Annotated in this window: 6 protein-coding genes; 4 read left to right on the forward strand and 2 right to left on the reverse strand. The window is 70.0% G+C overall.

Features of this window, described 5'->3' with window-relative positions; translation table 11 throughout:
• Positions 1 to 118 precede the first annotated feature (118 nt).
• A complete protein-coding gene (locus AB0917_RS33305) occupies positions 119 to 1,123 on the reverse strand; it encodes a helix-turn-helix transcriptional regulator (protein ID WP_366823450.1) in 1,005 nt (334 codons plus the stop codon).
• 205 nt (positions 1,124 to 1,328) lie between these two features.
• Between AB0917_RS33305 and AB0917_RS33310 the strand changes: the two genes are divergently transcribed.
• A complete protein-coding gene (locus AB0917_RS33310) occupies positions 1,329 to 1,487 on the forward strand; it encodes a hypothetical protein (RefSeq protein WP_366823451.1) in 159 nt (52 codons plus the stop codon).
• Complete coding sequence (locus tag AB0917_RS33315) at positions 1,484 to 1,804, forward strand: hypothetical protein (protein WP_015609572.1); 321 nt, start codon at positions 1,484 to 1,486, stop codon at positions 1,802 to 1,804. Before AB0917_RS33310 ends, AB0917_RS33315 begins: the two co-directional genes overlap by 4 nt.
• A 274-nt stretch (positions 1,805 to 2,078) precedes the next feature.
• Here the strand turns inward: AB0917_RS33315 and AB0917_RS33320 are convergent, their stop codons facing one another.
• Complete coding sequence (locus AB0917_RS33320) at positions 2,079 to 2,480, reverse strand: TIGR03618 family F420-dependent PPOX class oxidoreductase (protein WP_366823452.1); 402 nt, start codon at positions 2,478 to 2,480, stop codon at positions 2,079 to 2,081.
• A gap of 321 nt (positions 2,481 to 2,801) precedes the next feature.
• Here AB0917_RS33320 and clpB point away from each other — a divergent pair, with 321 nt between their 5' ends.
• Entirely contained in the window at positions 2,802 to 5,387 is a 2,586-nt protein-coding gene (clpB, locus tag AB0917_RS33325) for an ATP-dependent chaperone ClpB (protein ID WP_366823453.1), read from the forward strand.
• A gap of 382 nt (positions 5,388 to 5,769) precedes the next feature.
• Positions 5,770 to 6,321, forward strand: coding sequence for a YbjN domain-containing protein (locus AB0917_RS33330; protein WP_366823454.1), 552 nt, complete (start codon positions 5,770 to 5,772; stop codon positions 6,319 to 6,321).
• Positions 6,322 to 6,379 lie beyond the last annotated feature (58 nt).

Here is a 6,379-nt window from a genome sequence, read left to right on the forward strand (position 1 = left end):
GGACCCTCACCTCCGGGCCCGCCGACGGCCATGCGGCGGGCGCCACCCAGGTCATCCCGTTCCTGGAGGAGACCCAGCCCAACCCCGTACTCACCCTCACGGGGGCTCGGCCGCACGGTCAGGAATCCGATTCCAGGATCCCCGACCGTGCGATCAGATATCCCAGTTGCGCCCGGCTGTTGCTGCCGAGCGCGACGCTGAGCTTGGCGATGTGGGAGCGGCAGGTGCGTACGTTCATACCGAGGCGGCGGGCGATGGCCTCATCCACATGGCCCTCCACCAACAGCTTGGCGATGGAATGACGGACACCGGTAATCCCTTCCGGGCCGGGGTCGTAGGGAATCTGGTCCTGCAAGGGGGTCCCGCGGTGCCAGAACTGCTCGAAGACCTTGACGAGGTATTTCACGATGACGGGATGTCGCAGTTCCAAGGCGACGGTCCGGTCTTCCGTGGCGGGGATGAAGGCGACCGTGTGGTCGAAGATCATGAGGCGCTCGACCAGCTCCTCGAGGGTGCGGATCTCCATCTTGCTCTCCGCCATGCGGGCCACGTAATTGAGAGTGCCCTGGCTGTGCCGGACCGTGTGCTGATAGAGGGTGCGCATGGCGACTCCACGCTGCATGAGCGTGTTTCCGCGTTCCATGGCGATGTTGAGCGCCACCTCGCTGCGCCCGCCCCCGGGCTGGATGGTGAGCACCTCCGACTGGCACTCGGAAAGGGCCAGCTCTATGGAGGCGTTGATGCGGCTGATGCCTTCGACGACCGTGATCGAGTGCGTGGCCGGCGGAGCCTGGGCACTGATGGCCATGAAGGGCTCGAATGCCTCTGCCAGCTCCATGGAGAGCCGCCTGCGCTCCTGAATCTCCCGCTCGATGGGGTGCAGGCGCTGTGTGAGTGCCGCGAATGCCGGTACGGGCCGGAGCCAGGCGGGGTCGTCCGGGTCGGGGTGCAGCAGGGCGAACTCCAGTAGACACGGAGCGGCTTCCGCGTCGGACCGGGCTATCTTGCCCACGCTCAGCGCGCTCGTGTAGAGCCGCGCCCCCTCGTCGCACAAAGTGGTGACAGAGTGGGGATGTGTCGCTTTTGCTCTATCTGTGGTCAATTCTCCACCCCCCAGGAACATGCATCAGCAGGAACATGATGCATCGTTTCTGTGGTTTGACGTGCCTTGATGAGCCATCGTCTTGTGGTGCGGGGGAGAGGAAACCTTGGAAGTGAGGACGAAGCCCACTATGAGTAAGAAATCGCTTCGCTCGGTGCTTGCCGTGGCCTTCTCCGCCGGGCTTGTGTCCGTGGCCCTCGGTGCTCTGAGCCCTGAGGGGGCTGGTGTGGACAGCGCGGCCACCGTCGCGCGATCCCAAGGGCTGTCGCCCGCCGACCTGGCCTGGGACACGGCCCCCGCGAAGCTCGCGGAGTCGTCTCCAGGGATCGAGGGCGTGCCCGACATGGGGTGGGACTTCGCCCCGATCGAGAAGGGCCGAGCATGACCACGCCGCCGGACGACCGCACCTTCCGGCGCGAGATGGCAACCGCCTATCGCTCAGGGTGGCATTTCATCGATCTGCTCACGGCACTCCCCCGCCGTGGCGACTCGTTGATGGTCACCCTGTTCGGAGAGCCGATCGTCGTCGTGATGGAAGAGGACGAGGACGTCCGCGCCTATCGATGCCTCCGGCGCCCCCGTGGCGCGCCGCAGCCGGTCCGCTGCGCCGTCAGGTACGGGATGATCTTTGTGAACCTCGATCAGCGGGACCACGAGCTGATCGCGTCAGAACCCCTTTCCGCCACCCCCCGCAGTGCCTGAGCGATTCCCCCGTCGTCACCTATCGCTCCGGCGCTTCCCCCACACAGCGGCGCCACCGTGACCTGAACACGGTGGCGCCGTTGTGCTGTTCCCGCCCGGGGCTGGGGTCAGGGGGGGATTGGGGCGTTTCCTAGGCCTCCGTGGTTCGGACGCCCCCAGGTCACCATGGCCTCAGACGCCCCCAGGCCTCCCTGGCCTCAGGCGTCCCCAGGTCTGCGCGGTCTCAGGCGCCCCGGTGTCTGCGTAGCCTCGGGCCCCCCGGGCCTGCGCGGTCTCAGGCGTTCCCGAGCGCCCGGTCGAGGGCGATCTCGATGACGATCCGCTCCGGGTTGGGCCTCGGCGTGCGCTCGTAGCGCTCCGCGTAACGGCTCACCGCGTCCGCGACGGCCTCCGGCTCCGTACGGATGGTCGCGCGGCCCTCCAGCGTCGCCCAGCGGGCCCGGTGCATCTGGCAGACGGCGACCCGTGCCCCCTCCGGGCCGGCGGCCAGGATGTTGGCGACCTTGCGGGTGTTCTTGCCGGTGATCACGCGGGCGACCCCGGCCTCCGGGTCGTACGTCACGCCCACCGGCACCACGTGCGGTGTGCCGTCGGGGCGGAGCGTCGTCAGGGTGCACACGTGCCGCTCGCGCCAGAACGCGAGGTACTCGGGGGTGGGGTTGCGTACGTCTGCCATGGGTGAAGCGTAGGCCGCAGGGGGTGCCGGTGCGGTGGCGGGCCGACGCGGCGGCCGGTTCACTCGGAGCGGAGGGGCGCGGGCGCGATGCCCCGCCCGGACACGAACGCCCTGCCCGGAACCGACGCCCCGCCCGGACACGAACGCCCCGCCCGGGAGAGGCCGGGACCGGGGATAGGCCGGGTCCGGGAGGGATCGGGCCCGTGGAGAGGTCGCGCCCGCGGAATGGCCGCGCAACCACCTTGAGTGGAATAGACTCAACTTTGTGCACGTTGTAGAAGTCAAGGAACGACCCCCAGCTGCGAGGAGGAGTAAGCGCACGTGGACGCCGAGCTGACCAACAAGAGCCGGGACGCCATCAACGCGGCCACCGACAGGGCCGTGAAGGACGGGCACCCCGACCTCACCCCCGGGCACCTGCTGCTCGCTCTCCTGGGGGGCGAGGACAACGAGAACATCATCGACCTGCTGGCAGCCGTCGAGGCCGACCAGGCCGTGGTGCGCGCCCAGGCCGAGCAGCTGCTCGGGGCCCTGCCCAGCGTCACCGGCTCCACCGTCGCCCCGCCGCAGCCCAACCGTGACCTGCTGGCCGTCATCCAGGACGCCGCCCGGCGAGCGAAGGAGCTGGGCGACGAGTACCTCTCCACCGAGCACCTGCTGATCGGGATCGCCGCGAAGGGCGGGCGTGCCGGTGAGATCCTCGACGGGCAGGGGGCCACCGCCAAGAAGCTGCTGGCCGCATTCGAGACGAGCAGGGGAGGGCGCCGCGTGACCACCCCCGACCCGGAGGGCCAGTACAAGGCCCTGGAGAAGTTCGGCACCGACTTCACGGCCGCCGCGCGCGAGGGCAAGCTGGACCCGGTCATCGGCCGCGACCAGGAGATCCGCCGCGTCGTGCAGGTGCTGTCGCGCCGGACGAAGAACAACCCGGTGCTCATCGGCGAGCCCGGCGTCGGCAAGACCGCCGTCGTCGAGGGGCTCGCCCAGCGCATCGTCAAGGGTGACGTCCCCGAGAGCCTGAAGAACAAGCGGCTCGTCTCGCTCGACCTCGGCGCGATGGTCGCGGGTGCGAAGTACCGCGGCGAGTTCGAGGAGCGCCTGAAGACCGTCCTCTCCGAGATCAAGGAGAGCGACGGCCAGATCATCACCTTCATCGACGAGCTGCACACCGTCGTCGGCGCCGGCGCGGGCGGCGACTCCTCCATGGACGCGGGCAACATGCTCAAGCCGATGCTGGCCCGCGGTGAGCTGCGCATGGTCGGCGCGACCACGCTCGACGAGTACCGCGAGCGCATCGAGAAGGACCCGGCCCTGGAGCGCCGCTTCCAGCAGGTGCTGGTCGCCGAGCCGTCCGTCGAGGACACCATCGCGATCCTCCGTGGCCTCAAGGGCCGTTACGAGGCCCACCACAAGGTCCAGATCGCGGACTCGGCGCTGGTCGCCGCGGCCACCCTCTCCGACCGCTACATCACCTCCCGCTTCCTCCCCGACAAGGCCATCGACCTGGTCGACGAGGCCGCCTCCCGGCTCCGTATGGAGATCGACTCCTCCCCCCTGGAGATCGACGAACTCCAGCGCTCCGTCGACCGGTTGCGCATGGAGGAGCTGGCCCTCAAGAACGAGTCCGACCCCGCCTCCAAGCAGCGCCTGGAGAAGCTGCGCCGCGACCTCGCCGACAAGGAGGAGGAGCTGCGCGGCCTCAACGCCCGCTGGGAGAAGGAGAAGCAGGGCCTCAACCGGGTCGGTGAGCTCAAGGAGCGCCTGGACGAGCTGCGCGGCCAGGCCGAACGGGCGCAACGTGACGGCGACTTCGACGCCGCCTCCAAGCTGCTGTACGGGGAGATCCCGGGCCTGGAGCGGGAGTTGGAGGAGGCCGCCGAGGCGGAGCAGGAGGCCTCGAAGGACACCATGGTCAAGGAGGAGGTCGGCCCGGACGACATCGCGGACGTCGTCGGCGCCTGGACCGGCATCCCGGCCGGGCGGCTGCTGGAGGGCGAGACGCAGAAGCTGCTGCGGATGGAGTCCGAGCTCGGCAAGCGGCTGATCGGCCAGAGTGAGGCCGTGGAGGCCGTCTCCGACGCCGTACGCCGTACGCGCGCCGGGATCGCCGACCCCGACCGGCCCACCGGCTCGTTCCTCTTCCTCGGTCCCACCGGGGTCGGCAAGACCGAGCTGGCCAAGGCGCTGGCGGACTTCCTCTTCGACGACGAGCGGGCCATGATCCGCATCGACATGAGCGAGTACGGCGAGAAGCACAGCGTCGCCCGCCTGGTCGGCGCCCCGCCCGGTTACGTCGGCTACGAGGAGGGCGGCCAGCTCACCGAGGCCGTCCGCCGCCGCCCGTACAGCGTCGTGCTCCTGGACGAGGTCGAGAAGGCCCACCCCGAGGTCTTCGACATCCTGCTCCAGGTCCTCGACGACGGCCGGCTCACCGACGGCCAGGGCCGCACGGTCGACTTCCGCAACACCATCCTCGTCCTCACCTCCAACCTCGGCAGCCAGTTCCTGATGGACCCCCTGGTCAAGCCCGAGGCCAAGAAGGAACGGGTGCTGGATGTCGTACGGGCCTCCTTCAAGCCGGAGTTCGTCAACCGGCTGGACGACCTGGTGGTCTTCTCGGCGCTCTCCGGCGACGAACTCGCGCACATCGCCAAGCTCCAGGTCGACCGCCTCGCGGCCCGGCTGGCCGACCGCCGCCTCACCCTGGAGGTCACCCCCGAGGCACTGGCCTGGCTCGCGGAGGAGGGCAACGACCCGGCGTACGGGGCACGCCCGCTGCGCCGCCTCATCCAGACGGCGATCGGCGACCGGCTCGCCAAGGAGATCCTCTCCGGCGAGGTCACGGACGGCGACACCGTACGGGTGGACCGGGCCGAGGACGGCCTGATCGTCGGCCGCGCGGAGTAGGAGGCGGGTGGGGCCTGCGGCGTAAAGCGGCGGGCCGGCGTCGTAAGGCCCCGGCCCGGCCCGCCCCGGCCCGGCCCGGCCGATGGAGCGCTGGCCCCCGCCCTTACGGAGCACCTGGCCCGGTCCGTACGACGCACCGGTCCCGGCCCGCATGACGCACCGGGCCCGGACCGTGAGAACGTCCCGGTCCCGGCCCGTACGACGCACCGGCCCCCGCCCCGTAACACCCGGCCACGGCTCGTCGCACACCGTGCTCATTCGCCCGCGCGGCCCCGTCCCTACCGGCTCTCTGTCAGCTTGTGGCGGATAGGGGCCGCGCGGGCTTGCCATGCCCCGCCCGCCATGGGAGAGGATGGCCGCAACCGCACGAAGGGAAATAACGGTGAGCATCGATCCGTCCTCGATTCCTAATTTCGGGGGCCAGCCCGAACCGCAGGCGGCAGGACCGGAGGGCCCCGTCGTCCCTGACCAGGACCTCGTCAAGCAGCTCCTCGACCAGATGGAGCTGAAGTACGTCGTCGACGACGAGGGCGACCTCGCCGCGCCGTGGGAAGAGTTCCGGACGTACTTCATGTTCCGGGGCGAGGACGAGCAGCAGGTCTTCTCGGTCCGTACGTTCTACGACCGCCCCCACGCGCTCGATCTGCGTCCCGTCCTCCTGGACGCCATCGACGACTGGAACCGCCGCACCCTGTGGCCCAAGGTCTACACCCACTCCCACGAGGGCGAGGAGGGCGAGGCCGGCTCGGTCCGGCTGATCGGTGAGGCGCAGATGCTCATCGGCACCGGCGTCAGCCTGGAGCACTTCGTCTCCTCGACGGTGAGCTGGGTGCGCGCCTCGATCGAGTTCGACAAGTGGCTCGTCGAGCGCCTGGGCCTCACCCCGGCCGAGGGCAAGACGGACGCCGAGGGCACGGAGTCCGCGGGCGCCTGACACCTCGCACCACGACAGCGGCCCGGCCGGCGGTGGGCCCCTCCCCCCGCCGGGGCGC

Source organism: Streptomyces sp. NPDC007346, from assembly GCF_040703535.1.
Lineage (GTDB): Bacteria > Actinomycetota > Actinomycetes > Streptomycetales > Streptomycetaceae > Streptomyces.

What these genes read in the sequence shown, in the direction of transcription:
- AB0917_RS33305 (WP_366823450.1), bottom strand. Translation starts at nt 1,123, where the DNA reads ATGTTCCTGGGGGGTGGAGAATTGACCACAGATAGAGCAAAAGCGACA.
- AB0917_RS33315 (WP_015609572.1), top strand. Translation starts at nt 1,484, where the DNA reads ATGACCACGCCGCCGGACGACCGCACCTTCCGGCGCGAGATGGCAACC.
- AB0917_RS33320 (WP_366823452.1), bottom strand. Translation starts at nt 2,480, where the DNA reads ATGGCAGACGTACGCAACCCCACCCCCGAGTACCTCGCGTTCTGGCGC.